The organism is Luteibacter sp. 9133, assembly GCF_000800155.1.
GTDB classification, from domain to species: Bacteria; Pseudomonadota; Gammaproteobacteria; order Xanthomonadales; family Rhodanobacteraceae; genus Luteibacter; species Luteibacter mycovicinus.
In genome coordinates this window covers 1,435,489-1,460,876 of the sequence record NZ_JUHO01000001.1, presented here as the reverse complement: position 1 = coordinate 1,460,876, position 25,388 = coordinate 1,435,489, and the positions used below count along the sequence as shown (strand labels likewise).

The 25,388-nt window shown below is 64.4% G+C and carries 18 protein-coding genes and 4 tRNA genes; 6 read left to right on the top strand and 16 right to left on the bottom strand.

What is annotated here, in order from left to right; genetic code table 11:
* The first annotated feature begins 191 nt into the window (after window positions 1-191).
* Window positions 192-3,692, top strand: a complete 3,501-nt coding sequence (rne, locus tag FA87_RS06295; RefSeq protein WP_052191183.1) for a ribonuclease E — start codon at window positions 192-194, stop codon at window positions 3,690-3,692.
* Window positions 3,693-3,806: 114 nt separating this feature from the next.
* On the opposite strand, the gene FA87_RS06290 is transcribed toward rne, so the two are convergent.
* The 3 genes from FA87_RS06290 to FA87_RS06280 all read right to left on the bottom strand — a co-directional run bounded on the left by FA87_RS06290 (window position 3,807) and on the right by FA87_RS06280 (window position 5,991).
* Window positions 3,807-4,460, bottom strand: coding sequence for a response regulator (locus FA87_RS06290; protein WP_036114414.1), 654 nt, complete (start codon window positions 4,458-4,460; stop codon window positions 3,807-3,809).
* 550 nt (window positions 4,461-5,010) lie between these two features.
* Window positions 5,011-5,220, bottom strand: a complete 210-nt coding sequence (locus FA87_RS06285; protein ID WP_043693126.1) for a hypothetical protein — start codon at window positions 5,218-5,220, stop codon at window positions 5,011-5,013.
* 108 nt (window positions 5,221-5,328) lie between these two features.
* Window positions 5,329-5,991, bottom strand: coding sequence for a TetR/AcrR family transcriptional regulator (locus FA87_RS06280; protein ID WP_051943770.1), 663 nt, complete (start codon window positions 5,989-5,991; stop codon window positions 5,329-5,331).
* A 119-nt stretch (window positions 5,992-6,110) separates the two neighbouring features.
* Between FA87_RS06280 and FA87_RS06275 the strand changes: the two genes are divergently transcribed.
* Together FA87_RS06275 and FA87_RS06270 are read left to right on the top strand one after the other, a co-directional pair.
* Window positions 6,111-7,688 (top strand): MDR family MFS transporter, encoded by a 1,578-nt coding sequence (locus FA87_RS06275; RefSeq protein ID WP_197062379.1) that lies wholly within the window; start codon window positions 6,111-6,113, stop codon window positions 7,686-7,688.
* Between the two features lie 86 nt (window positions 7,689-7,774).
* Complete coding sequence (locus FA87_RS06270; RefSeq protein WP_079522945.1) at window positions 7,775-8,125, top strand: hypothetical protein; 351 nt, start codon at window positions 7,775-7,777, stop codon at window positions 8,123-8,125.
* A 59-nt stretch (window positions 8,126-8,184) separates the two neighbouring features.
* On the opposite strand, the gene FA87_RS06265 is transcribed toward FA87_RS06270, so the two are convergent.
* A tRNA-Gly gene (locus tag FA87_RS06265) sits at window positions 8,185-8,260 on the bottom strand.
* Between the two features lie 50 nt (window positions 8,261-8,310).
* A complete protein-coding gene (locus tag FA87_RS06260; protein ID WP_036114422.1) occupies window positions 8,311-8,574 on the bottom strand; it encodes a hypothetical protein in 264 nt (87 codons plus the stop codon).
* Window positions 8,575-8,696: 122 nt separating this feature from the next.
* Between FA87_RS06260 and FA87_RS06255 the strand changes: the two genes are divergently transcribed.
* Both FA87_RS06255 and FA87_RS06250 read left to right on the top strand, forming a co-directional pair.
* Window positions 8,697-8,930 carry a hypothetical protein gene (locus FA87_RS06255; protein ID WP_043693123.1) on the top strand — a complete coding sequence of 78 codons (234 nt, stop codon included), beginning with the start codon at window positions 8,697-8,699 and terminating at the stop codon, window positions 8,928-8,930.
* A 100-nt stretch (window positions 8,931-9,030) separates the two neighbouring features.
* Window positions 9,031-9,327 (top strand): hypothetical protein, encoded by a 297-nt coding sequence (locus tag FA87_RS06250; protein WP_036114428.1) that lies wholly within the window; start codon window positions 9,031-9,033, stop codon window positions 9,325-9,327.
* 57 nt (window positions 9,328-9,384) lie between these two features.
* Here the strand turns inward: FA87_RS06250 and FA87_RS06245 are convergent.
* The 10 genes from FA87_RS06245 to serC form a co-directional block, all read right to left on the bottom strand.
* Window positions 9,385-9,471: transfer RNA gene (locus FA87_RS06245), tRNA-Leu, on the bottom strand.
* 52 nt (window positions 9,472-9,523) lie between these two features.
* Window positions 9,524-9,597 (bottom strand) — tRNA-Cys (locus tag FA87_RS06240).
* 78 nt (window positions 9,598-9,675) lie between these two features.
* Window positions 9,676-9,751, bottom strand: a tRNA-Gly gene (locus FA87_RS06235).
* A 42-nt stretch (window positions 9,752-9,793) separates the two neighbouring features.
* Window positions 9,794-10,405, bottom strand: a complete 612-nt coding sequence (gene pgsA, locus FA87_RS06230; RefSeq protein WP_043693118.1) for a CDP-diacylglycerol--glycerol-3-phosphate 3-phosphatidyltransferase — start codon at window positions 10,403-10,405, stop codon at window positions 9,794-9,796.
* A 49-nt stretch (window positions 10,406-10,454) separates the two neighbouring features.
* Window positions 10,455-12,278, bottom strand: coding sequence for an excinuclease ABC subunit UvrC (gene uvrC / locus FA87_RS06225; RefSeq protein ID WP_043693115.1), 1,824 nt, complete (start codon window positions 12,276-12,278; stop codon window positions 10,455-10,457).
* A 279-nt stretch (window positions 12,279-12,557) separates the two neighbouring features.
* Window positions 12,558-13,343 (bottom strand): 3-deoxy-manno-octulosonate cytidylyltransferase, encoded by a 786-nt coding sequence (kdsB, locus tag FA87_RS06220; protein WP_036114578.1) that lies wholly within the window; start codon window positions 13,341-13,343, stop codon window positions 12,558-12,560.
* A 56-nt stretch (window positions 13,344-13,399) separates the two neighbouring features.
* Window positions 13,400-14,704, bottom strand: a complete 1,305-nt coding sequence (gene aroA, locus FA87_RS06215) for a 3-phosphoshikimate 1-carboxyvinyltransferase (RefSeq protein WP_043693112.1) — start codon at window positions 14,702-14,704, stop codon at window positions 13,400-13,402.
* A complete protein-coding gene (hisC, locus tag FA87_RS06210) occupies window positions 14,701-15,813 on the bottom strand; it encodes a histidinol-phosphate transaminase (protein ID WP_081996492.1) in 1,113 nt (370 codons plus the stop codon). Before hisC ends, aroA begins: the two co-directional genes overlap by 4 nt.
* Window positions 15,810-16,910: a prephenate dehydratase gene (pheA, locus tag FA87_RS06205; RefSeq protein ID WP_043693110.1), complete on the bottom strand. Its 1,101-nt coding sequence runs from the start codon at window positions 16,908-16,910 to the stop codon at window positions 15,810-15,812. Before pheA ends, hisC begins: the two co-directional genes overlap by 4 nt.
* Window positions 16,911-16,990: 80 nt before the next feature.
* Window positions 16,991-18,076, bottom strand: a complete 1,086-nt coding sequence (serC, locus tag FA87_RS06200) for a 3-phosphoserine/phosphohydroxythreonine transaminase (protein WP_043693107.1) — start codon at window positions 18,074-18,076, stop codon at window positions 16,991-16,993.
* A gap of 167 nt (window positions 18,077-18,243) precedes the next feature.
* Here serC and FA87_RS19810 point away from each other — a divergent pair, with 167 nt between their 5' ends.
* A complete protein-coding gene (locus tag FA87_RS19810) occupies window positions 18,244-24,537 on the top strand; it encodes a neuraminidase-like domain-containing protein (RefSeq protein WP_052191182.1) in 6,294 nt (2,097 codons plus the stop codon).
* Here the strand turns inward: FA87_RS19810 and FA87_RS06190 are convergent.
* Window positions 24,527-25,300 carry an FHA domain-containing protein gene (locus FA87_RS06190; protein ID WP_036114587.1) on the bottom strand — a complete coding sequence of 258 codons (774 nt, stop codon included), beginning with the start codon at window positions 25,298-25,300 and terminating at the stop codon, window positions 24,527-24,529. The genes FA87_RS19810 and FA87_RS06190 overlap by 11 nt on opposite strands.
* Window positions 25,301-25,388: the final 88 nt, after the last annotated feature.

The window sequence follows — 25,388 nt, the reverse complement described above, 5'->3', positions numbered from 1 at the left end:
TGCGGTTGTCCGGCTAATCCGTAGGGACGCGGACCGGTTGCAAGGCGCTTATCACGAATCACGCCGGGTCCAGGTATCGGTCCCGGATCCCATGCCGCTTGAAGCCTCACCGCTGCGGCGCGATCCCCGGCAGGCCGCCAATCAGGCGCCACCGCGGCCCGCGGCCGCGCGGCAAGGCCGAGGAAATTACAATGAAGCGTATGCTTATCAACGCGACTCAGCGCGAAGAGTTGCGTGTGGCCATCGTCGATGGTCAGAACCTTTACGATCTCGATATCGAAATCCCGTCCCGCGAGCAGAAAAAGGCCAATATCTACAAAGGCCGTATCACTCGCGTCGAGCCCTCCCTCGAAGCCTGCTTCGTCGACTACGGCGCCGAGCGCCACGGGTTCCTTCCCCTGAAGGAAATCTCCCGCGACTACTTCAATCCGAATGCGGAAGGTAAGTCGAACATCCGCGATCTCCTCAAGGAAGGCCAGGAGATCATCGTCCAGGTCGAGAAGGAAGAACGCGGTAACAAGGGCGCCGCCCTCACCACGTTCATCAGCCTCGCCGGCCGGTACATGGTCCTGATGCCGAACAACCCCCGTGCCGGCGGCGTCTCGCGCCGCATCGAGGGTGAGGACCGCCAGGCCCTGAAGGAAGCCATGGAGCACCTGGAGGTGCCCGACGAAATGGGTCTCATCGTGCGCACCGCCGGCATGGGCCGCGACGCCGAAGAACTCCAGTGGGATCTGGACTACCTCCTGCAGCTCTGGAAGTCGATCTCCGGCGCCGCCAACTCGCAGAAGGCGCCGTTCCTGATCTACCAGGAATCGAAGCTGTTCATCCGCGCCCTGCGCGATTACCTGCGTAACGACATCGGCGAAATCCTCATCGACGAGGAGTCGCTGTATCAGGACGCCCGCGATTTCGTCCAGCAGGTGATGCCGAACAACCTGCGCAAGCTCAAGCTTTACCAGGATCCGACCCCGCTGTTCTCGCGGTACCAGATCGAAACCCAGATCGAGAGCATCTTCGAGCGTAACGTGCGCCTGCCCTCGGGCGGCTCCATCGTCATCGACCAGACCGAAGCCCTGACCGCCATCGACATCAACTCGTCGAAAGCCACCAAGGGCAGCGACATCGAAGAGACGGCGTTCAACACCAACCTCGAAGCCGCCACCGAGATCGCCCGTCAGCTGCGCATCCGCGATGCCGGCGGACTGATCGTCATCGACTTCATCGACATGGACAGCCCGCGCCATCAGCGCGAGGTCGAAGAGCGCCTGAAGGACGCCCTGAAGGCGGACCGCGCCCGCGTCCAGATCGGTCGTATCTCGCGCTTCGGCCTGCTGGAGATGTCCCGCCAGCGCCTGCGCCCGAGCCTCGGCGAAGCCACCCAGAACGTTTGCCCGCGTTGCGAAGGCCACGGCCACATCCGCAGCGTGGAGTCGCTGGCGCTGTCGACCCTGCGCCTGATCGAAGAACACGCGATGAAGGAAAACACCGGGCAGGTCCTGGTGCAGGCACCGTCCGCGGTCGCCAACTTCATGCTCAACGAGAAGCGCGCCAGCGTCGTCGAGATCGAGCTGCGCCACAGCGTCCACGTGGTCGTGGTCGCCGACGAGAAACTGGAAACGCCGCACCTCGAGATCACTCGCATCCGCGAAGCGGACATGGGCGAGCACAGCAAGCCGAGCTACGAGCGCACCACCCCGGTGGTCGCCCAGGCCCTGCCGAAGATGGGCCAGGCCCTTGGCAGCGGCGAGCAGCCGCTGGTGACCGGCGTCGTGCCGGCGTCGCCCGCCCCCATCCGTGAGGAAGTGGCCGAGCCGGTCCCCGTCGCGGCACCCGCGCCGCGCGTTTCCGCCCCGGCCGCTCCGACCGGCGGCTTCTTCTCGCGCCTCTTCGGCAGCCTGTTCGGCGGCGGCAACGCCCAGCCGGCAGCGGCGCCGCAGCCGGCCGCACCCGCACGTCGCGAGGAATCGCGCTCCGGCGGCCGCAACGACCGCAACGATCGGGGCAACCGCCGTGACCGCGACGATCGTCGTGGCAACGAGGGCCGTGGTCGCAACAACGAGCCGCGCCAGCCGCAGGGCCAGCGCAAGGACCGCGATGCCTTGCCCGCGCAGGGCAAGGGTCAGCAGCAGCCCAAGGGCGGCAAGCAGGCCCAAGTCCGCGACGAGAAAGCTCCGCGCCAGAAAGACAACGCCCAGCAGCAGGGTCGCCAGGGTGGCCGTCAGGAACAGCCGCAGGGCGGCGAGAGCACCGGCCGCCGCGAGAGGCAGCCGCGTGGCGAGCGCCAGCCGCAGGGCGAGAAGGTCGAGAAGGCGGCGAACGTCAACGTCGCTCCGGTCGCCGCTCCGCGCAATCCGGCCGAGAAGCCGGTGACTGCGCCGGTCCTCAACGATGACGAGAAGCTGATTCTCGACGCCGAGGCACTGGGTGTCGACGCGACCGCCACGGGTGAAGTCAACGGCGACGCGCCGTCGACCGATGCCGGCAAGGACACCGAAGGTGGCCAGCGCCGCCGTCGCGGCCGTCGTGGTGGCCGCCGCCGTCGTCGCCAGGAAGAAGGCACGGCAGCCGGTGGCGTCGAAGGCGCCGCGGGTGCCGACGACCTCGACGACGAAGACGGTGACGACGAAGGCCAGGCCGATACCGGCCGTTCCAGCCCCAGCGTCCCGCCGATGCTCGACACCGCCGCGGCCGCCGAGAACGCGTTCGCGGTCGAGGCTCCCCGCCACGAGGCGACTCGCCCTGCTCCGTCTGCTCCGTCTGCTCCGGCAGCCTCGACTGCGGGCAACGCGGAAGATGAGAACGTGCCGTCGGCACTGACGCTGTCGTCGCTGCCGAAGTTGCCGCCGATCCCGGGTCAGTCCCCGGCGCCCGCGCCGTCGCGCTCCGTCGTCGACCCGGCCACCCCGGCCGACTCGGCACAGACCCGGACGACCGAGCGTCGCCAGACCGAGTCGGATGCTCCGCTGAGCTCCGCCCCGGCCACAGGCTCGGCTTCGGTGCCCGCTGCGGCGCGGGCTCCGGTCGTCACAACGGAAGACGCCATCCAGCCCGCGGCCTCGCCCGCGAGCCAGCCGTCGGTGCTCGACGCCCCGGCACGCGGCATGCTGCCGACCGAAGCTGACGAGGCCCGCGCAGGCGTCAAGGCGACGACGCCGGCCCCGGCGGCTGTGACGGAGGCCGCCGTATCGGCTCCGGCTAAGTCTCCGGCTCCGGCAGAAACGCCGACCTCGTCTCCTGTGAAGACGTCGGTCGAAGCTGCTGTCCCGGCGGAAGTTCTGGCTCCTGCTCCTGCTCCCGCGCCGGTCGCGGCACCGGCGCCTGCTCCGGTTCCGACGCCAGCTCCGGCCGCGACGCCTGTTCCGGCTCCGGCTCCAACTCCGGCGCCAGCTCAGGCTCCGACGCCAGCCCCCACCCCTGCCCAGACGGCCAGCGCACCGGTCGTCGTCGAGAGCCCGGCGGTCAAGGCCGACGAGGATGCGATCGAGCACGGAAAAGCACCTTCGGCAGCGCCTGCGGATCCGACGGCGGCCGCCCCGAAGTCGCCTGAGGCTTCCAACGTGTCGCCGGTGTCGCACACCCCGCCTGCCGCACCCAGGCCTGCGTCGACGCCGCTGCCGGCCCAGGGCGACCTGCTGACGCGTCCGCGTCAGGAGCCGTCCTCCGGCGATACGCCACGCGACGACGCGTAAGCCTGCGGGAGGCTTCGGCCTCCCCGAAAGCTGACTGACTCGTCGTTCCAAACGAAAAACGCCGGGCTGAGAAGCCCGGCGTTTTTCGTTACAGCGAGCCGGTCGTGGGACCGATCAGGTGCCGACCTGGTGATTGTGCGTATCGAGCAGGCCGTGAACGGTCATGAGGTGGGCCAGCCCGACCACGTGCTCCACGTGCAGCTTCTCCATCAGGCGCTGCTTGTAGGTCGATACGGTCTTCGGACTGAGATTCAGACGCTCGCCGATGGACGTGAGCGGCATGCCGCGCACCAGCATCATCGATACCTCCATCTCACGCGTAGACAGCGTATCGAACGGCGAATCCGAGCCGTCGAGGGTCGCCAGGGCCAGCTGCTGCGCCACCGTGGGCGCGAGGTAGCGCCGGCCGGATGCGACCTGACGCACGGCGCTGAGCAGCTCGTCCGACGAGCAACCCTTGGTGAGATAGCCCAGCGCACCCGCGTCGAGCAGGCGCTTGGGAAAGCGCGCGTCGTCCACCACCGTGAGAATCACGATGTTGGTGCGCAATTTCGCACGGATCACCCGTTCCGTCAGTTCCACGCCGCTCATACCGGGCATGTGGACGTCGACAAGCGCGATATCCGGCGACTGGGAACGGATAAGACGCAGGCCTTCCTCCGCTGAACCGGCTTCACCCCTGATACGGATGTCCGCCTGCTGCTGCAGGATCATCCGAAAGCCGGTCCTGACCAGTTCGTGGTCGTCGACCAAAACAACATTAATCATTCTTTGCCCTCCCTGGGCCGACTGTACTTCTATGCGCGCGGTGTGGCCCGCACGCTGCCTGCGAATGCATACAATGCCAGATGTGCAGGCGAGACAACCAGCGTGACGGTATGATCATGGAATGCCTTCGAGGCCTGTAGCGGTAATCTCCCACCGTCGTGAGGCGATGCGACCCGATGGTCGTGTAGGCGCCGTCCGCGCTGATCTATAGGGTTTCCCCTACACTCAAAGATGGACGATAGGGATGACGCGGTTATTGCCGGAAGAAGCGCACTGGGACGGAATGGACGTGGCCGCCCCTGGCTCCACTTATCCGAGGCGACATACCCGTCACGCAGGGGGCACGCCACCGTCAACGGGATGGCGCGAAGCTGGTCGCTCACTCGAGGAGATGACCATGGCTAATGAGAAAAATCGCCCGCCGCAGCATCCTGGACAGAACGATGCGCCGTCAGAGAAGCGCGGTCCGACGGAGCAGCCCGAAACGAATTCTTCCGGCGACCCGGTCGATGACACGGGCGAAGACAATCAGAGCAGTAAGTAGTCGCTCTTAGCGCAGCGCGTCGATGCGGTGATCGCCGGACTTCAGATCAGCCCGTAAACGGCGCGCCGCGCGATTGGCGGCACGCTTCCTCAACAGGACGATGCCCGCAAGAATGAGAATAACCGGGCCCCACCGCCCTCCGGCTGCCTGCGCGAGCAACCTGCCTGCCGCCAGTGAACCGATCGTATTGACGTGTGAACCCGTCGTGCTGGCCATGATGCCTTCCCCGTTTCATCGGTGCGCTGACTGCGCTGACACACAGACTTACCGCTGCGACATGGCAGGCGCGTGAAGCCAGCGACTAGGCGGTATTTACCTCTGCATTCAGCCTGGCGGCGTGGCGATGCCAGCTGACAATACGGCGATCGCATGACGGGTGATGACCTCGGCGTCGATGTGCCCGCGGAGCGGATCGTCTTTCCATTTGCGAATCGCGGACATCGGCAGCACGGTCAGGCTCAGCACCGTGGTCATCAGCAACGCCGGATCGAGCCCCTTGCTCAGACGGCCCTCTTCCTGCCAGCGTCGAATCGTGTCGATCACGACGATCTGGCGCGAGTCGCCCAAACGTTTCTGCATGTGTTGCTTGAACAGATCGTTGTCGCTCAGCATCTCGCCGAAGAACACCGGCCCCATCCACGGCGAGTCGCCGGCGATCGTGACGAAGCGCCGGGCAAGTTCGCTGAATGCGGCGACGGGATCCTCCGCGTTGTCGAGAAAGATGCCTTCGAGTCGCTTCCGCATCGGAGCGATGCGCTCGTCGAACAGGACGTCGAATAACTGCTCACGGGTCTTGAAGTAGTAATGCACCGCGGCCGAGGTCATGCCCGCCGCCCGTGCGATGCCGGCCAGCGTAGTTTCGGCGTAACCCTTACGGGCGATCAGCTCCAGCGCGATGTCGACCAGACGCTGACGCTGATCGGGTCCATCGGGCTGCAGGGGTGGCCGGCCGGGCCGACGGCCACGGCGGGGAGCGGAAGTAACCAAGCAAACTCCTGACAGCGTCGAAGACGACGACCTGAATACCACGACCGCCGGACCGATTGACCGGCCACGGTGTCGCATTTATATTAACTTACCCATTAATTAAATTCATTGGACGCCTCGTGACCGCCTCCTCCCCTCCGGAAACGGCCAGCTCACCCACTTCATCGCCGTCCCTGCGCGTCCTGTTCCCCGCGCTGATGCTGGTCATGCTGCTGGCGGCGCTGGACCAGACCATCGTATCGACGGCGCTGCCGACCATCGTCACGGAACTGGGCGGTTTCAACCAGCTGTCCTGGGTGGTCACCGCTTATCTGCTGAGTTCGACCGTCGTGGTCCCGCTCTACGGTAAATTCGGCGACCTGTTCGGGCGCAAGATCGTCCTGCAGACAGCCATCGCCCTCTTCCTGCTGGGCTCGGTACTGTGCGGGCTCGCCCAGAATATGGATCAGCTGATCGCCATGCGCGCTCTGCAGGGCCTCGGCGGTGGCGGATTGCTGGTGGTCGCCATGGCGTCGATCGGCGATGTCATCCCACCGGCCGAGCGCGGCAAGTACCAGGGCCTCTTCGGTGGCGTATACGGGCTGGCCACCGTGCTCGGGCCTCTGGTCGGCGGCTTCATGGTCGACCACCTTTCGTGGCGCTGGATCTTCTACGTGAACCTGCCGCTGGGTCTGATCGCCGTTGCGGTGATCGCCGCGGCGTTTCATCCTCACGTTCGACACGTAAAGCACACCATCGACTACTGGGGCGCCGGCTGGCTCACCCTCGCATTGAGCTGCCTGATCCTGTTCACCACGGAGGGCGGCACGATCCTGCCCTGGAACGCGGCGGAACTGTGGTTCATCCTCACCTTTGCCGTCGTCGGCGTCATCGGCTTCATCTACGAGGAGTCGATCGCCAGCGAACCGATCATCCCGCTCGGCCTGTTCCGTCACCGCACGTTCCTGCTCAGCTGCATCATCGCTCTCTTCGTGGGTGCCGCCCTGTTCGGGTCGACCACCTTCATGCCGCTGTACCTGCAGGTCGTGAAGGGGGTCTCACCCACCGGCGCGGGCATGCAGCTGCTTCCGCTGATGGGCGGCGTGCTGGTCAGCTCCATCGTCAGCGGACGGGTGATCAGTCGTATCGGCCGCTACCGGATCTTTCCGATCGTCGGCACCTTCATCGCCACGGTCGCACTGACCCTGCTCGGCACCCTGCACAACGACAGCCCCATCGCCTTGCTCTATGCCTACGCCGGCCTGCTCGGTCTGGGCCTCGGCATGGTCCTTCAGGTCCTCATCCTCGCCACGCAGAACAGCGTCGACATGAAACACATGGGCGTGGCGACGTCCGGCGTCACACTGTTTCGGTCGATCGGCGGCTCTGTCGGCGTGTCCGTGTTCGGCGCGGTGTTCAGTAACGGGTTGCAGTCGCGGCTGGCCGACATGATGCCGGCCGGCGTGCCCGCGCCGCACTCGCTGCGCCCGGACGCCGTCAATGCACTGCCACCTGACGTCCACGCACGCTATCTCGAGGCGTTCGGTGCGTCGCTGCATACCGTGTACGACGTGGGCGCGTGCGTTATCGCCGTCGCTTTCTTCTTCGCCTGGTGGATGAAGGACATGCCACTGCGCCGCGCCTCCCGCCCGGCTGCGCCGGTCGCGACGGGCAAGCCGGTCGCCGCGGAGGAGCGGATGGCCGAGGCGGGAAGCTGAACATCACGATGCGCGCATTCGGCATGGCCCATCAAGCGCGCGGTCGCGCGGCCGTTACATCAGGCGACCCTCCGGCTGGACATCATGTGAAACGCCATCGCGTATCGGGCATCGCCCTGCTTTCTCTGCTACTGCTCGCCGGCTGCGGGAGCAACGACCTCCATCTCGCCGGCAAGGGCGCCGATCCGGCGGACATCACGTTGTCCGGCAAACGCGGAACGGTCACCTGGCAGTGGGGACCGAAGTCGTTTGCGGAAGCCGTCACGGCGATCAGCCGAACGACCACGCATGGGCCCACGGGTGTGTCCGGCACCGTCGACCTGACCCTTGCGGGTGGCAAACACGTTTTCCTCGTCGGGGACCACAGCACCTTCGCCTGCCGGCATGGCTGCACGGAACTGCACATGCCGGCTCTGTGGGTCGTGGCCGAGGACTAGCTCCCCCTTCCGGATCGGACACAAAAAAAGCCCCGGTTTTCACCGGGGCTTTAAAAATCTGGAGCGGGAAACGAGACTCGAACTCGCGACCCCGACCTTGGCAAGGTCGTGCTCTACCAACTGAGCTATTCCCGCATCGAGCCGGCAATTCTATGGAAGATGCCGGGGCATTGCAAGCCCTTCGATCAGGAGACGCGCACGGACATCCACGATCCGGAAATCTTCTCCTGCAGCACTTCGACCGGGCGACCATGGCCGCTCAGTTCGCGAGCACGCGTGAACGCGAAATCGACCGCCGCGCCTTCGGAGCCGAACACTTGTTTCACGGAGCCCGGGAGCAAGACCCACCACGAGCGGTGATTGATCGAAGGGTAGAAGACGTAGACACGTAGCGGTTTGACGTGTTCCGTCACCGGTCCTTTCTGCGCGGTACGGTTGGAACCGGGCATGGGCTACCTCCGGAATTCCTACGTGTCGCACATGGGGAGTTATGCGTATGTGACCTGGCCTGGAAGCGGATGCGCGGTCGGGTACAAGCACGGGCCGTCAGCCTTATGGCGATCCGGGCATCATGCATGCCTTGTCTTCCGACAGCACGAAACATGTGCCCGCCTTACCCGGCTATGCGAACGGTTCGAAAGTACGCGGTGTCGATCTTGCGCCCCCATCCAGCATCCGGAAGTCCATCGAACGTATCGGCGACTTCCTGACATGCAGCCAGATCCAGATGAAGCGACAGACGGCCGGCTACGGACTGAATCGACGGTTGGCGCAGGCTTATGAGGCGATGGGGTGCACGCTTTGAAGCGCCGACCGCTGATAGCGTGACGTGGTCGCACAAAAGAACCTATGCCACTACTGGCGAGCTTCACAGCGCAATTTCGGGTCGGCACAATGCGTTCGATATGCGACTATCAGACGAAAAAGTGCTCACCCTCGCGGACCTGGCGAACGACGCACTAGCCCTGAACAAGGCGGCCCTGGCTGGCGACTACGACGAGGCGCGCTTTCGCGCTCAGATGATTACCGAGAAGGCCATGACAGCGGGTTACGACGCGCTTGCGTCGGCGGCGGCCACGGCACACCGAAGTCTGGGCGCGGTGGGCACTACGCCGGAAGCCGGCTTCGGCTACGGCATTCTCAATATCGCGGAGCAGATCGGCGCTCTGGTCGAAAGGCAATCCGCCAGGCGCCTGCCGTGACGTTTACGAGTCGGATGCACTGACGTCGTTGCGACGCACGAAAGCCGTCGGTATCCCTGGTGCCCGGAGTCGGACTCGAACCGACATACCCTTGCGGATGAGGGATTTTAAGTCCCTTGCGTCTACCGATTTCGCCATCCGGGCGTCACAAAGAAAAAAGGCGCAACCGCGTTAACGGATGCGCCCTGGAATGCGATGGAGGCCGAGGTCGGAATCGAACCGGCGTACGCGGATTTGCAGTCCGCTGCATGACCACTCTGCCACCCGGCCATCGCTTGCGCAGCGCGAAGAGTATCGCGTGGCGCTTAAAAAACAAAACCTCGGGTGACCGAGGCTTCGTAAAATCTTTGGAGCGGGAAACGAGACTCGAACTCGCGACCCCGACCTTGGCAAGGTCGTGCTCTACCAACTGAGCTATTCCCGCGTCGTTGTCCAGCTATTCTAAATCACGACGGCAATGTGTCAACTACCTTGCACGGGTTTTTTTTTCATTTTCGTTCTCATCCTCCGCATCGCCCCGCAGCGCGGGCCACGCGGCGCGCAGGTAGTCCAGACCGGACCAGATGGTCAGGATGCCCGCGATAACCAGGAGGGCCTCGCCGATGTGGTACAGGCGCAGGGTTTCGGCGTCGTGCTGCAGAAGCAGGACGACGAGGGCGACCATCTGCATGGCGGTCTTCAGCTTGCCCAGGAAGGCGACCTTCACCCGTGAGCGCGCACCGATCTCGGCCATCCACTCGCGCAAGGCCGAGACACTGATCTCACGCCCCACAATCACCGACGCCGTGACCGCGAGCAGGATGCCCTGCCAGCCGCCGGGGTGCGACTGCACCAGCAGGAACAGCGTCACCGCCACCATCAGCTTGTCCGCGACCGGGTCGAGGAAGGCGCCGAAGGCCGAGGTCAGATTCATGCGACGTGCGAGGTAGCCGTCGAGCCAGTCGGTGAAACCGGCCAGGACGAAAACCAGCGCGGCGGTCAGGCTCGCCCCGCGGAACGGCAGGTAGAAGACGACAACCATCACCGGCAACAGCAGCACGCGGAAGAGGGTCAGCCAGGTCGGGAGGTTGATGCGCATAGGTCAGCCAGTACGGGAGAGGTCGGTGCGAGCCGACACCTCCGTTCGATCAGGGATGCAGCATGGCATAGATGCGTTCGGCGAGCCCGCGATCAATGCCCTTTACGCTCATCAGTTCTTCGACGCCTGCCGCTTCCACGCCGGCGAGCCCGCCGAAAGCCTTCAGCAGCGCCGCGCGACGACGTGCGCCGACACCGGCCACGTCTTCCAGCGTACTGCGTTCGCGGGCCGCCTCACGCCGACGGCGATGCCCGCTGATCGCAAAACGGTGCGCTTCGTCACGAACCGCGGCAACCAGGTGCAGTGCGGGCGACGATGTGCCGGGATGCAGGGTCTTCCCACTTTCCGCGAGAACCAGCGTTTCTTCACCCGCGCGGCGACCCGGCCCCTTGGCCACACCGACCACGCGAATGCCTTCCACGCCCAGCTCGCGAAGGACGTCCACCGCCTGCGCCGCCTGCCCCGTGCCACCATCGATCAGCAGGATGTCAGGCCTGACTCCGCCTTCAACGACCTTCTTGAACCGGCGCGTCAGCGCCTGGTGCATGGCGGCGTAATCGTCGCCCGGGGTGATGCCTGCGATATTGAAACGACGGTAATGGGATTTTTCAGGACCTTCGGGGCCGAAGACCACACACGAGGCCACGGTCGCCTCACCCATCGTATGGCTGATATCGAAGCACTCGATGCGACGCGGCATGACGTCCAGTGCCAACACCTTCTGCAGATCGTCGAAGCGCGCCAGCAGGGTGTGCCGACTGGCGAGCCGCGACGTGAGCGCGGCGCCCGCGTTACGCTGGGCCATCTCCAGGAAGCGCGCACGCTCACCGCGCACGCTCGGCTTCAGCGAAACCGTATAACCCGCATGCTCGGAGAGGACGGACGCGAGCACGTCGATGTCCTCGACGGTGTCGCTGAGAATCAGCTCACGCGGCACCTGCCGCTCGAGGTAGTACTGCGCGATGAACTGCGCGAGGACGTCGCCCAGCGACGCATCGGTACCCAGTCGCGGGAAGAAATCGCGCGATCCCAGGCTGACGCCATTACGGAAGAACAGCACGCTGACGCACGCCATGCCGCCCTCCATGCTGCAGGCGATCACATCCATATCGGCGCTCGCGCCTTGCACGAAGTGCTGTGCCTGGAGTCGGCGGAGGGCGGCGACCTGATCGCGTAGCGTCGCCGCGCGCTCGAAATTGAGCGACTGACTGGCGGTTTCCATGGCCACGGCCAGTTCATCGATCACCGCACTGCTGCGCCCTTCGAGGAACATCTCGGCGTGGCGCACGTCATTCGCGTAATCCGGCACGTCGATCAGGCGCACACACGGTGCGCTGCAGCGGCCGATCTGATGCTGCAGGCAGGGCCGGGAACGATTCCTGAAATAGCTGTCCTCGCACTGGCGCACCTTGAACAGCTTCTGCATGAGGCCGAGGCTCTCGCGCACGGCGAACGTGCTCGGGTACGGCCCGAAATAACGGCCGGGGCCCGTCTTCGCGCCCCGATGGAAAGCCAGTCGCGGGTATTCGTCGGTGCTCGACAGGTAGATGTAGGGATAGCTCTTGTCGTCGCGCAGGACGATGTTGTAGCGCGGTTTCAGCGACTTGATCAGCTGCGATTCGAGCAGCAGCGCCTCACCCGCGGTGCGGGTCAGCGTCACTTCCGCGCGCGCGATCTGCGACACCATCGAGGCGATGCGCGGATCCATCGGCGGCTTGAGGAAATAGTTACTGGTCCGCTTTTTGAGATTGGCGGCCTTACCCACGTACAGCAGCTCGTCCTCCGCGTCGAAATAGCGGTAGACGCCAGGCGAGGTGGTGAGATGACGAACGAAGGCCTTGCCGTCGAACGGATGCGACTCGGTGTGCTCCATAGCGGTCATTTTACCGCGTCCGTGTACGCCGGACGCGAAAACGCCGGCATGGGATGAATCATGCCGGCGCCGGACCTTCCGTGGGAGCGTCGCCGTCCTTAGGGGGAGAGCTTGGCGACAGGGATAGGTTACGTCGCCGCCCTACGCCGCGCGCCCGGCGGAGGCCGACGCCGGGCCTAGGCAAGCGCCTCGGCCCAGCGTCAGCGATCCCCTACACGCCGGCACGACGGGATCGATTCCTACGCAATACCAAGGCCTCGGCGGGCCAATCGCGCCGGCTCAGCCCTTCAGCTGCGCCGCCACCCAGCGCTCGGCCCGCTCCAGATCCTCCGCCGTGTCGATCCCCGGCGGGAACGGCTCCGGCGTCGGCCGGACCGAGATGGCATAGCCGTGCTCCAGCGCCCGCAGCTGCTCCAGGGACTCGATCCGCTCCAGCGGCGTACGCGGCAGAGCCGCCAGACGGCGCAGGAAGCCCGCACGGTAGGCGTAGATCCCGATGTGGCGCAGAAACGGGACATGAGGCGGCAGGACGCCGCGGTCCTTCGCGAACTCGTCCCGGGCCCAGGGCGCGGGCGCCCGGGTGAAATACAGCGCCCGGCCGTTCCCGGACCGGACCACCTTGACGATGTTCGGGTCGAAGAATTCCTCGGCGTGCTCGATCGGGGTCGCCAGGGTGGCCATCGGCGCGTCGTCCCCGGCCAGGGTGGCCACCACGGCACGGATACCCGCGGCGGGCGCGAACGGCTCGTCGCCCTGCAGGTTCACCACGATGGTGTCTTCCGGCCAGCCGAAATGGTTGACCGTCTCCGCGATGCGGTCGCTGCCGGACGCGTGGTCCTCGCGCGTCATGCAGACGAGGATGTCGCCGCAGCCGCGCAGCTCCTTCGCCACGCGCTCGTCGTCGGTGGCCACCACGACCTGGGCGGCACCCGCCTGCCCTGCCCGCGCCGCCACCCGACGAATCATGGACTCGCCGGCGATCTTCAGCAGGGGCTTGCCCGGCAGGCGGGTCGACCCGAAACGTGCGGGTACGACGACGACAAACGGGGGAATCTTCTCGGCCATGAGGGCTTCCGGTCTCGGGGAGACGGAAGCGTACCCCCTATGACCGCACGGCGGAATCAGACAACCGAGAGATTGAAGCCCAGACCGTTGGCCAGCTCCATGAACCCCGGGAATGACGTGGCGACATTCGTACAGTCGCCGATCGAGATCGGCGCGGAAGCGACGAGGCCGGCGATGGCGAAACTCATCGCGATGCGGTGGTCGCCGTGGCTGTCGACGTTGCCGCCACCGATCGTGCCACCACGGATCATCGCGCCGTCCGGCAGTTCGTCGATCAGCACGCCACAGGCCTTCAGGCCGTTGGCCATGCTGGCGATGCGGTCGGACTCCTTGACCCGGAGTTCGGCCGCGCCACGGATCGTGGTCATGCCCTCGGCGACCGCCGCCGCGACGAACAAGGCCGGGAACTCGTCGATCATGTCGGGCACGATATCGAGGGGCAGTGCCACCCCGTGAAGCTTCCGATAGCGCACGACGAGGTCGCCGATGTCTTCACCGCCGCTGCTGCGCTCGTTCTCGACCGCGATGTCCGCACCCATGAGTTCGAGCGCCGCCAGCAGACCGGTGCGACGTGGATTGAGGCCCACACCCTTGATCCGTACATACGAACCGGGCACCACGCAGGCTGCGACGATGAAGAACGCCGCCGAGGAGAAGTCGGCCGGGACGTCCACGTCGACCGCGGTCAGGCGGTGACCGCCCTCCAGTTTCGCCTTGCCCGGCGAATACTCGATGGGCCAGCCGAACGCCTTGAGCATGCTCTCGGTGTAGTCGCGGGTCGGATGCGGCTCGATGACCTCCGTCGTGCCTTCGGCGTACAGGCCGGCCAGCAATAACGCCGACTTGATCTGGGCACTCGCCACGGGCGGCCGGTAGCTGATGCCCTTGAGCTTCGCGCCGGCGTGGATGCGTAGCGGCGGCTTGCCGTCCTCGGTGTCGATGGTCGCGCCCATCAGAGCGAGCGGATCCGTTACGCGACGCATCGGCCGGCGCGACAGCGATTCATCACCGACCAGCGTGCTGCCGAACGCCTGACCGGCAAGCAGGCCGGCAAGAAGACGCATCCCCGTGCCCGCGTTACCGCAGTCCAGATGGTCCGCCGTGCCGCGCAGGCCGTGCAGGCCCACGCCGTGAACGACACGCTCGCCCGGCGCCGGCGTTTCGAAGCGCACGCCGAGCTTGCCGAGGATCGCCGCCGTGGCGCGGGTGTCCTCACCTTCCAGGAAGCCACGGATATGGGTCACACCTTCAGCCAGGGCACCGAACATCAAGGCGCGATGGGATACGGATTTGTCACCGGGTACGACGATGTCGCCGTGCAGGGCGGTGCCTGCGCGGCTTTGCCAGTCCATGCGGCTCATGGCAGGTTCTCCAGAAGACGTTGTAATTCAGCGCGACTGCCGATGCTGATGCGTACCGTGTCGGGCAGGCGATAGCCCCCCATGGGGCGCACGATGACGGCGCGCTCGAAGAGGTGCGCCTCGAACGAGGCGGCGTCGCGACCGAGATCGACGAGCAGGAAGTTGGTCTGCGATGGGAGCACGCGCATGCCGTGCGCCGTGAGCTCCCCGGTCAGCCACGCGCGATCGCGACGATTGACCTCGCGCACGCGGGCGCGATGCTCGTGATCGCCCAGCGCCGCTTCGGCCGCGGCGAGCGCCACGACATTCACGTTGAAGGACTCACGCAGGCGTTCGCACACCGCAGCCACGGACGGATGACTCAACATGTAGCCGATACGCAGCCCGGCCAGACCATGCGCCTTGGAGAAGGTGCGCGTCACGACCAGATTGGGGAAGCGACCCAGCAGGTGCAGCGCCGTGCTGAGGCCCGCCGCGTCGACGTACTCGTGGTAGGCCTCGTCGACCACCACGATCGTTTCGTCTGGCACGCGCTCGAGAAAGGCTTCAAGCGCGGAGTCGGTGAACCATGTGCCGGTCGGGTTGTTCGGGTTGGCCAGATAGATCAGCCGCGTCGTCGGCGTGACCGCCGCGGCGATGGCATCGAGGTCATGACCGTACGGCGCCTCCGGATGATCGGCCGGCAACGCCGGCACGGCGATACCCGGCGCGCCGGCGGCAGCCGCCGCGATGGGAAACACCGCGAAGCCATACTGCGAGAACACCACCGGGTGATCCGCATCGGCGAAGCACTGCGCCAGCAACATCAGCAGTTCATGCGAACCGTTGCCCAGGGTGATGCCGGCCAGCGGGACGCCCAGTTCCGACGACAGACGCTCTTTGAGCGACTTGCCGCTGGGATCGGGATAGCGCCACATCTCCTCGAGCACGCGCGTCGCCGCCTGCGTGGCGAGGCGGCTCGGGCCGAGCGGATTCTCGTTGGAGCCGAGCTCGGAAATCACCGCACCGAAACGACGGCGCAGCGCGGGCAGGTCATGACCGGGATCGTAGGCACGCAGCGCCGACGTCGCCCGGTTGGCGAGCGCCGCCGCGTCGAACACGCCGGTCACGGCAAGGCGACCGGGTAGGAACCGAGCACGCGCACGTCGGCAGCCGCGGGCTTCATTTCCTCGAGGGCGGCCTTCATCGACTCGTCTTCGACATGGCCGGAGACGTCGATGAAGAACGCGTACTGCCACTTGCCGGTGTGCGCCGGACGCGACTCGATGCGGTTCATGCTGATGCCGTGATGCGCCAGCGGGCTGAGGACGTCGTACAACGCACCTGGCTTGTCACGCACGGACACCAGCAGCGACGTGCGATCGTTACCCGACGGCGGGAAGATCGAACGACCGATGACGAGAAAGCGCGTCGTGTTGTCCGAGCGGTCCTCGATGGGGCCGGCCACGGTCTTCAGACCGTACACACGCCCCGCCGTCTCGCCAGCGATGGCCGCGGACTCCGGCGACAGCTTCGCCGTGCGCGCAGCCTCCGCATTGCTCGACACCGCGATGCGCTCGGCGTTGGGCAGGTTGACGCGCAACCAGCCCTGGCACTGCTGCAGCGACTGCGGGTGCGAGTAGATGCGCTTGACGTCTTTGAGCTCGCCCGTGAGCGAGAGCAGGTTCTGGTGGACACGCAGCTCCACTTCGCCGCAGATGGTGGCTTTGGACACGAGGAACATGTCCAGCGTCATCTGAATCATGCCCTGACCGGAATTTTCGACCGGGACGACGCCGAAATCGGCATTGCCCGCGGCGACTTCCTGAAAGACTTCCTCGATGCTGCCCAGGGGCAGACCGTAGGCGGCGTGACCGAAATGCTTGCGCACGGCCTGCTCGCTGAAGGTCCCCTCCGGGCCGAGGAAGCCGATCTTCAGCGGCTGCTGCTGCGACAGACACGACGACATGATTTCACGGAACAGACGGACCAGCTCGCCATTGGGCAGCGGGCCGTCGTTACGGTCGATCACGCCGCGCAGGACCTGGGCCTCCCGTTCGGGTCGGTAATACTCCACCGCAGCCTTCAACGGGCCTTTGGCCCGGCCGACCTGCTGTGCCCAACGGGCGCGCTCGCTGATGAGCGACTGCAGTTGCTGGTCGATGCTGTCGATGCGCGTACGCGCTTCGACGAGCGTGGCTTGCTTATCGGTGGGGGTCTTGCTCATGGACTTCCAGGCGGCTAAGTGGTTGCAAATGAAACGGTTATCACCGCAAACAGCATGCTGCAGTGCGGTGACTCCCGACTTTAACCGTGCCGCGCCATAAAGTCCCGCATGAAATTCACGAGGACGTCGACAGCCTCCTGCGGCACCGCGTTGTAAAGCGACGCACGCATGCCACCGACGGCCTTGTGGCCCTTGAGCGCCAGCAGGCCGGCTGCCTCGGATTCGGCGAGGAAAGCCGCATCCAGTGCGCTGTCGTGAAGAGTGAATGGCACATTCATGCGCGAGCGAGCGCTCACTTCGACCGGGCTGCGATAAAAGCCGTCCGAGCCATCGATCGCGTCATACAGCGTCGACGCCTTGCGCGCATTGCGTTCGCCCATCGCGACGAGACCGCCCTGCTCTTCCAGCCATTCGAACGTGAGCCCGGCGAGATACCAGCCCCAGGTGTTCGGCGTGTTGAGCATGGAGTCGTTCGCTGCGTGCTCCGCGTAGCGAAAAATCTTGGCCATCGGACGGCCCGCGCGTGCCAGCAGGTCGTCCCGCACGATCATCACCACCAGCCCCGACGGCCCGATGTTTTTCTGCGCGCCAGCGTAGATCATTCCAAAGCGCGAGACGTCCACCGGCTCGCTGAGGATGTTCGATGACATGTCCGCCACCAGGGGAACACCACCGGCATCCGGCACGTCATGAAATTCGACCCCATGGATCGTCTCGTTTGGCGTGTAGTGCAGGTAGGCCGCTCCCGGATCGAGATCCCACGTGTCACGTGCAGGCAGCGCAAGATAATTCGCCGATTCCGACGTCGCTGCCACGCGTGCCGTGATGTACGGCGAAGCCTCACGTACGGCCTTCTCGCCCCAGTGCCCTGTAACGACATAGTCGGCCGACGCGCCCACGGGTGCCAGGTTCATCGGTATCTGCGCGAAATGCTGGGTCGCCCCACCCTGCAGGAAAAGCACCTTGTACCCGGCCGGCACGCTCATCAGCCGGCGAAGACACGCTTCGGCCTCCGCTGCGAGGATCATAAAGGCCTTGCCGCGATGCGAGAGCTCCATGACCGATGCCCCGGAGCCGTTCCAGTCCAGCATCTCCGCTTGCGCCCGTCGCAGCACCGCTTCGGGAAGCGCTGCCGGACCGGCACTGAAATTCCATGCTCGCGACATTGTGAGTCCACTCAGAAGGGAGGCCTCGATTATGCCGAAAAGTGCCCTCGATCGCGCCTGACTTTGCGTCAAGACATTAGCGAATTTCACGACGGCTGAATGCTTTAAGGACTGTAATCCATACCGTAAGCGGTAAAGGATGCCGCCCTCGACGCAAGGAAGCGAACATGCCGACCCATGCCATCCCGAGCACCGGGATCTCCGCGAGTGACCTGGCCTCGGGCCTTAGCCGCCTCGGATTCATCTCCTGCCTGGACGTCGTCCGCCAGGGACGACAAGCCTTTCTCGAACACGCCCGAACGATCGACACGCCTGCGGGCGCCGACACCCCGACCGACGCCGATGCGCTCTACGACGCCGCGCTGAGCCGTGCCTCATCGCTGGCCCAGTGGCATAACCGCCTCATTGCCCGCCAGTCCCCGACCACTCGCGCCCTCCGCAAGCTGGACGCGGGGGACGCGAGACAGCGAACCGTCGCCACCATCGGCGATGGCACGCAATACGACGACTGGTTCGCACGCGCCGGGAATTACGCCGCCACGGACTCGGTGGCCAGCCTGTTCTCGCCTGCGAGTTACCTCGTCGACCTCTATCGGCAGGCGAAAAGGCTGCACCTTGTGAGTAGCGTGTTTCACATCGACAAACGCCGACCGGATCTGGCGACGTTCGTACTCAGCCAGGCCAATATGGATGACGAGGTACCCAACCTGACCCTGGTCAATGAGATCCTCGCTACCGCCGTCGACGCCAAATGGAATCTCAAGGAAGAAAAGTCCCCGCCCTTCGAGCTTCCGTACGATGCCGACGCCGATCTCGTCGACGAGTGGATCCGATCCCTCGGAACCACGGAGGCATCCATACTGGATGCTTTGTTCGATGATGTTGCCGACGCATTTGAACCGGCGGTGTCTTACAACGACAGTGCGCCCTGGCGCGTAACGCCGGAACTTTGCCGGGCGACGCTGCGCTGGGCCCCCGCGCGTATGGCAACCTTGGCCAAGGGCGCGACGCCCTGGCGGACGCCGACTCCCGATAGGGTGACCGACCTGACGCGACAGACCGGGTTATCTGTCGGGCAAGTGCACGATCTCCTGGCAGTCGAGCCAGCGTTCGGACCCGACGGGTTGCGCACGAACCCGAAAACCTACGGCGCCTATTTCATCCACGATGGCAACCACCCCCTCCCGCCCGCCGCGTTCGAAATCGTGCATGACAAACCCGGCGACCCTGGCAAGATCGTCAACGGAGGCATTGACAACTGGGCCCGCATGCTCTGGTCGATCGCCATCCAGCGATCTCTCGGCATCTCCTTCGAAGACATCGACTGGATAGGTCGACAAATCGATTATGACGTCACCGACCTCCGTGCACATGCAAGGCTCTATACGGCCTTCAGCCAGATTCGCGATCTCCACGGCCTTTCCGCAAACGCATTCGCCGGACTCGTCGGCGACCTGAACAGTTACGGTCGTCCGAGAGAAGCGTCGTTCCTGTGCACCGTCTATTCGCCTGCCATTCTTCCCATGCTCGGCAAGAAGTACGATTTCCTGGCAAGTGCCGGTTTGGCAGAGAACAGTCCCATGAAGTGCATTTGCGAGGCACTGGGCATGCTCCCGGACCAGGTCGAACGTTGCATACGAGAGGGCTTTGCGACGACCAGACAGGTCGAAGTCAATGTGCACCTGCTCAGTGGTCTCTACCGCGCCTCCCTTATTGCCAGGCTCGTCGGCCTGACCATGGGTGAAACCCTGGCGTTGTGGGATCAGATGGAAACGACTCTCGTTCAGCAGCTCTTCGAAACACGCGCATCCAATCTCGCGGAACGATCCATTCGCATCCTCAAATGCACGTACACCGTCGCCTGCTGGCTTCGCGAACAAAAAATGGACGTGGACACTCTCGTCCGCCTGACGGCGCGGACGCACGCGACGACCGTCGACGACAACATCCTGAAGTTTGTCGCCAATCTGCATCAGAGTGCGCAGGAGGGAACCGACGCGGAAGGGCACGGTTTGAGTGACGCGCTAACGCAGGCCAGGATGATCTCGCAACTGTCCCGACACGTCGCCACGCATTTCGGCATGAAGGCCGAAGCGGCAGCAGCCATGCTCTCCTGGGTCGACGAAGTGATCGTGGAAGCGGATCCGGACCTGGAGGGATACGGTTCCGCGACGTTCTGGAAAGACGCATTCGCCAACCCGCAGACCAAGCATCCGCTGGGCCGCGACGACCTGCCTCCAAAGCTCATCCAGTACGTGCGCGTGCTCACCCAGTTCGCCGAAGTCTGCTGCCGCTATGGCTTCGAGGAACAGGACATACGCCTCATCATCGCACCGAACGGATATAGATCACCGGTTTACAAGGGAAAGACACCCGCACTGAGCCTGCCCACGCTTTTTCACCTGGCCTGGTACGCAGCATGGCGAGACGGCATCAAAGGGGATATCAGCCAGGCCAGACTGAAGCTCGTCGAGGCGGTACAGGCGAAGAAAGGCGAATACGACGTCACCGAGTTCGCCATCCTGAACGCGTGGCCCGTCGACGATACGCAACATATTTTCACCGGCGAACTCGAATCGAAAATAAGCACCGTGTCCCATATACGTCGAATTCAGGCGCGACTGGCTCAATGCGACCTGCTGAGCATCGACCATCCGCAACTCACCGTTTTCGAGTCGACGTTCGCGTTGATGGACTCAGCCGAGCCGACTTTCACCGATCGCGGCCAGCACGCGGCCATCGCGCGTGCCGCCCTCAACCACGCGCCAGCCTCCGCGCAGCGCGGAGTGAGTGAGGCCTGCGCCGAGCGTCTGCGCGATGCGCGGCTCGCCTGCTACATCCGACTGAACGACTGGGGCACATTGAAAGGCCGCATCAACACGCCGGACGACCTCTACGAGTATCTCCTGCTCGATCCGCTCGTCACCGCGAAGCCCACCACTTCCCGGTTGGCCGAAGCGATCGCCAGCGTGCAGCTCTATTTGCATCGCTGCAGGGAGGGCATGGAACCCGACGTGATCGCCTCGGCACTCGCCGAGCTGAAGCGGCCTGGAGGCTATTTTGACTACTGGGACGCCTATCACAAGCGCTACGGCACATGGGCGGGCCTCCAGCGGCTTCTCAGATACCCGGGCAGCTTTCTCGATCCCGCACTGCGATACCGAAAAACCGAAGCATTCAGCAAGCTGGAAAATGCATTGGCATCAGCCCGGCTGAGCAAGGAGCACACCGAAACGGTATTTCGCGAATTCGTTGCCGCTACGTGCGATCGTCTCGACATGCGGTATGACTCGGCGTTCCTCGTGGAGGACGGAAAAAATACTCACATATTCATGTTAGGTCACATGGAACAGAACCCGCGGCGGTACTTCTGGCAACGCGCGGACAATCCCTACGTTTCGGCGTGGAAATGGTCTGACTGGCACGAAATTACGTTTCAACCGGGCACCAGGGAACTGGTGCGACCAAGCATCTTCGTATATCGGTCACGGCTTCACGTTGCGTGGTGGTGCATCCGTCCCAGCAGCGAGGCCAGCACTGAGCCGACACCCCTTTACGACATAACCCTGATGATTGCCGTCCAAACGACGGATAGCGGATGGACGTCCTACACCTATGACGTGGTGCGCGGAGAGAAGTTCACGCTCTACACGGACGGGACCGTAGGCGTCGCCGGAGATTACAGCTTCGGCATCGTAGCGGCCTTGTTCACGGGAACGGTGATGACACGCTTTCTTATCGTCTCCCCCGACATGACGAAGAAACCCGAGAGCGAATGGCCTTTACATAATAATTTCTCACTCACCGTACGTGACGTCCCCGGGCGAATCCACGTAAGGCAAACGCTTCATTACAGAGAGCTTGAAAATAGTAGTGACGACGACGGAGTCGTAGCAGACGACGAAGTCAATTCAATGAAAGTATCGAATTACCACGATGACTTTCCCCATGCGAGCCTTGTTTTCGAGTACCCAGGAAAAGCCTTTGGCAAAGTAACTCTTGACCTGATCGGTACGAACATTGTCATCGCCCATCGCTCGGTTTCCAGCCACCTCATTGCAGCGCTATCCCGAGGCATCGAGACGTTTCTGGCTTATCGTACTCAGCACGACATGCCGTCCGACTGGCCTGCCTGGCATACTGGATATGGGTACTATCTGTGGGAGCTCTTCCTCCACGCCCCGCTGCTCATCGCGAGCCGCCTGATCGACGAACAGGATTTCGACGAAGCCACTACCTGGCTAAGCCGGCTTTTTTCTCCGTCCGGGTATATCGGCACCAACGGCGCCCCGCTGCTCGACAGTGCCAACAAGCCGCTCTACTGGAATCCACTCCCGCTGCAAGACGACGTCAGCTGGGGTTCAACGGGGACGGAAAGCACCGACGACCCCGACATCATCGCGATGCTCGACCCCATGCACTACAAGCTGGCCATCTTCCAGCGCTGGCTGAAGCTCTACCTCGACCGCGGCGATCGCGCCTACCGGCAACAGACGCGCGACACGCTGACCGAAGCGAAGATGTGGTACGTGCAGGCGTCGCAACTGCTGGGTGAGCAGCCGTACTTTCACGAAGTGCCCGGATCGCTATGGCCCAACCCCACGCTCTCGAGAGCTGCCACATCGACCCTCGGCGCGCTGGATGTTCTCGAGGGCACGGTCGAACCCGGCGAGGAACTGCCTGCCGACCCGGGCCCTCGTGGCCAGATCGATCTCATCGACGGCGTGTTTCTCTCACCCCTGGACGACGACACCTTGCAGTGGTGGCCACGAATCGCGATGCGCCTGCGTTATTTGCGTGCCGGTCTGTCGCTCGATGGCCGGCCACTGGTTCTGCCTCTCTATGAGACGCCCGTGTCGCCACGCGAGCTGCAGCAACGGCGCCTGGCGGCCGGTGCGAATGGCCGAAACCTCGGTGGACCAGTGCCGGCCATGCCTGTCTACCGCTTCCTTTATGCGCTCGAACGCGCGCGCTCGATCGTTCGCGAGGTCATGCAATTCGGCATGACCTTGCAGTCACTGATGGAACGAAAAGACGGCGATGCCATGGGCGCGTTGCGCGAGGATCAAGCCGTCGCTATCCAGGCGCTGATCAAAGACGACTACCTCGATCGTCAGCGGCAACTGGAGACGACCGAGCGAGGGCTGAAACAAAGCCGGGCTCGCGCCGAACAGCGACGGGATCACTACCAATCCCTGATCGATCGCAACCTTCTGTCCGAGGAGATGGCGGCGCAGATCATTCGTTACGCATTGCCCCCGCTCTACCATCTGACGGCCGGCGCTGGCGCCGCTGCGGCATTCCTGGACACCGCGCCCAATTTCTACATCGGGGGAATGTCTTTCGGTGTCGGCGGCATCAAATGGTCGGCGGTCGGCAACGCCGTCGTCCAGGGCATGCAGCTCGAAGCGGCCGGCATGGAGTCGGTCGCAGCCGGCCTTGAACAGAAAGCGGCCTACGCCGTACGCCGCGACGAATGGAACACGCAAAAGACACTGGCCGAAGGCGACATCGAACAAATCGATATCCAGTTGGAAATCAACGCCAGCGAACAGCGACAAGCCATCGATGCGAGCGAACTGCTCGACCTGCAATACGAGCATGCCAGGGCAACGCGCGACCTGCTCGCCACCCGTTTCAGTTCGCAGGAGCTGTTCGGCTGGCAGGCGAGCCGCGCCAGCACGCTGTATTACCAGTTGTACGACATGGCACTTGGTCTGTGTGGTGAGGCGCAAAGTGCCTACGCCTATGAAACGAGGCAGCCGGAGGGGTTCATTCTTCCCGGGGTCTGGGATGACCTGCATCAGGGCCTGCTGGCTGGAGAGGGATTGCTGCTTGGTCTGCAACGTATGGAACAGGCATTCCAGCAGCAGAACATCCGCCCACTGGAAGTGGAACGGACGGTATCGCTGGCGGCGCTCGCCGACCAGCCACTGGCCGACCTGATCGCAGAGGTCATGGGGGCAGACGCGGGCGAGGGCATGAGCATTCGCGACAGTGGAGCGCTCAAGGTGGAGTACGGCAAGCAGGGACTCGATATCTCATTCTCGCTCAAGGATGCGGGCATCGCGACGGATTACCCGGCCTCGATGAACCTAGGCAACGCACGACGGATCAAGTCGATGGCACTGACCCTGCCCGCCCTCCTTGGCCCCTACGAAGATATCCGCGCACTACTCGGCTATGACGGCGCTTATGCCGGCGACATGCCGCGTGGATGCCAGGCGGTGGCTATCTCGCGGGGGCTGGCCGACAGCGGGCAATTTGTCCTCGATTTCAACGATGCGCGCTACCTTCCGTTCGAAGGCATCCCGGTCGACGACCCAGGCGAGATCCGCCTGAGTTTCCCCGACCCTGCCGACCGGCCGCAACGGGAGATGCTGCTGAGTATCACCGACGCCATCCTGCATGTGAGGTACACGATCCAGGAGGACGCTACGACACGACGGGTCAGAGCTTGACGAAGAGCACCAGCGCGATGCCGAGCGCGAGCAGCGCGGCGGTGACGATCAGCCACCAGACGTCGCCGCGGGCGCCGCCGGATTCGTCGTTCGCCGCGTCGGCTTCGACCTCCGGCTCCGGCATGACGACGACAGGCTCTGCCGACCAGCCGGGGCCATCGACGACGAAGCGGTGTGCGGCCAGACCGATCTGGTCGCCTGGCTGCAGCACGGCGCGGACGAGCTTGACGCCGTTGACCCTGACCGCATGCCTCGCTGGCACGCGGGACCCGTCGAGGATGAGTTCACCGCCTTCCCAGGCGAGTACGAGCAAGGCGGCATCGTTGCCGGGCAGCTCGAGCGGCAGCGCGCCATGGGTGGCACCGAGCTCGAGCCGGTCGCCCACGGCGATGACGCGGCCGGACAACGGCCCCGCCACCGGGCGCAAGGCGACGGTGCAGCGGGCTTCGGTGGGCTCGACCGTCTCGCGGGCATCGAGGTCGGCATCGTCGCGCAACAACATGCGGCAGTCGCCAAGCGACAGGCTGTCGCCCGGACGCAGCAGCGCACGCTCGCGCACGGGACGGGCATTGACGTAGACACGGCCCGTCTCCGGGGCCACCTCGAGGACGAGGCCGCGGCGGTCGCGATGGATGGTGACGTGACGCGCGGCCACCTGGGTTTCGGACACGACCAGGTCGTTGTCCTCACCACGGCCGATCGTGAGCACGGGCCGTGACCAGTGGAAATCACCGCGAGCCGAGCTGACGAATTCGATGCGCATGGAGGAACCGGGACGTTGACGAAGCGACTTTAGCAGAGTGCGGTATCTGTTTGAACTTAAAGGTGTCGACGTAGCGTGATGCCGGTCC